A 2406-nucleotide genomic window follows, 5' to 3' on the forward strand; every position below is an offset into this window, starting at 1 on the left:
GGCCAACCGGTCGGGGAACGAAACGCTCTCCACATGTGGGGTGATGTAGGGGAACAGTCCAACGGTACGTACTAGGCTGAGCAGCAACGACTGTTCGACTTCATCGAACAGCTCGAACTTGTCAAGCGCCCGAATGACCAAGTCACGGCCCTCCCATTCGGGATGACCCTTGTTCACGATAGAGCTCATCCCAATGAGCAGGCCGGATTTGTCACTTTTGAGATCGTAAAGGTTCTCTAGCTGCTGTTTGATGAGATCGTATTTCATATCAGCTAGCAGCCTTGCAGAGCGCATTAAATTTCTGAACGAGCTGGTGGATGCTCTCGATCGGCACCAGGAAGACCACTACCCGGACTTGTTTGATTTTTGACGGTAATGTATTGGCCAGCGCATTGTAGTGCTGGGTAACCTCTGTCTTGAGGTTGGCCAGATAATCAGACAGGTACCCCTCGGACAACGCGTCGCTGTCGTAGGCGAGCAGGATCGGGAAGCACAACACACTTAGCATTTCCTGCGCAGGAGCATTGCGGTGCAAGGCCTTGTTGAAGGCTTCGGCCGTGGGTAGGTGGTGATGAGGCTCGCGGAGCGTGATGATGATCTCTCGCTCCTCAGTTAGCGCCGCTCTGGAGATGGTGGCATCGAGCACATCGCAAATTTCTTTCAGTGTCTGATCCATCGTTCCGGTGGAAATCATCCGCGACAAACCAAGCCATAGCTGGTCTGCTTCACCCGGTTTCTGGACGATGTGCGCATTGCCGAACTCGGAAAGCTTGCCGTTGACCGCATAGAAAACCTTACATGCGATTGGCTCGCTGTTTTCCCGACTTCGCAGGATGGCATGCAATATCAACTCTGCAATCAATCGATCCCGAGGTACGGCGGCTTGGGTCAACGTGTTGATGGATCGCGCCAATGCCGTTGGCGTGTGGTGTATCTGGAAATTGGCGATTTCGCTCGCACGTAGACAGAATTCAGGCAGCCACTGCAGCAAGTGCTCCGCTAGTTGTTGGGCTCGCCATTCCTCGAAATCGTACTCGACGTCAAACCCAGAAAGGGTACGTAGCAAACCATCCTCTGTGGTCGTATGGAACTCCACCAGGAACGGATCGGGCTTGGTCTTGTATGGTTTGGCAAAGGCGGCAGAGTGCTTAGCAGCTGCACCAAGTAGTGCGTTCAGTCGCGCGAGGGCTGCCTCACGGCGGATTATTTTCTTCTCGGGCAAGGTTTTGACATCAGCAGTTGCAGCGTCGTCGGCCCAAGCCAGGAAGGCATCGTAGATCTCTTTCTGCTGGCGATGAGAAGGGGTCTCCCCATACAGATCGATAACCTCAGCAAGGACACGTAGATTCGTTGCCTCCAGCGACGAAACATCACCGCAAACTTGCCAGACGAAGTTGTCTGCCCAATAGGAAAAGTCCCGCCCTCTGACAGACACGGTCTTGAGCTGCTTGGCCAGCGTCCGCCCTCGCTGGGTGGCTAGGTCCGGGATAACCCGTCTGTCCAGTTCCTTGGCGAAATACTCCAGCGCCTTTGCGATATCGCGTTTGGACACGATCCTGAAGCAGGCTATGCCCGGTCGCACATCGCATTTTAATGATTTCTGAAACAGGGAGGAGTCAGCTTTCTGCTTCTCCAGGGCGGTGCACTCGGTCAGGTTCCACTTCTTATCACTTTCGGTGGTCTTGACCTGAATGTACTCATTGACAGTTTCCCCTGCATTCTCAGAAACCGCGACGATGTCATCAGCGGTTTCGCATTCCACTTGGAGATAGGTACTGTCACGCAGCATCTTCAAAATAAACGCAACGGCGACGTGATCCTGGTATTTGAAACCTTGTCGAGCTGCTGGCCCACCTTTATTTGATGGGCTTGGAATACTCACCATGACGTCCTTGTATCGATGAAGAAGGTTGGCGGCCGGGCTTGTGAAGAGCAAGCGCAAGCTTACGGATACATCCATTGATGGCTCCACGCTACCATCATTGGCGATCACTCGACTATCCCCACTTGTTCTCGTACGGAGGGTCAGCCATTAACTGAGGTGATCGAATAGCGCTCGACGGTGGTTGGGAACAGCAAAGGGTGACTTTTCGAGAAGGGAACTGTTGGGCGTTAGGCTGGGGGCATCCTTTTCAAACCATCCATAGCTTGCCCTCAGATATGCCCCCGGGAGCCTCATCTTCTGGAAGTGGATGGATCTCGATGGTCTGTGAAAAGGCAGAAATGATCAGCTGAACAGCCCGCCCGACGACGCCTAAAGACTCTCAGGATCGCCAAAAAACATTTTCACTTGGCTCTAGCGCAGTATTTTCAGGTCGGAAAAACTAAAATATGCCCCCAGTTTTGCCCCCGTAGCGTGGGATCTGCGGGCGATCGAGATTGGCGATCTCTGAGGCGGAGCAGGGT

At 53.5% G+C, this 2406-nt stretch carries 1 protein-coding gene and 1 pseudogene; both read right to left on the reverse strand.

What is annotated here, in order from left to right; all coding sequences use genetic code 11:
- Window positions 1-267 (reverse strand): annotated as a pseudogene (locus AC1DVF_RS29000) (DEAD/DEAH box helicase); the annotation flags it as partial.
- Window position 268: 1 nt separating this feature from the next.
- Complete coding sequence (locus AC1DVF_RS29005) at window positions 269-1960, reverse strand: HamA C-terminal domain-containing protein (protein WP_477783598.1); 1692 nt, start codon at window positions 1958-1960, stop codon at window positions 269-271.
- Window positions 1961-2406: the final 446 nt, after the last annotated feature.

The sequence above is a fragment of the Pseudomonas sp. P4_D7 genome, assembly GCF_056401755.1.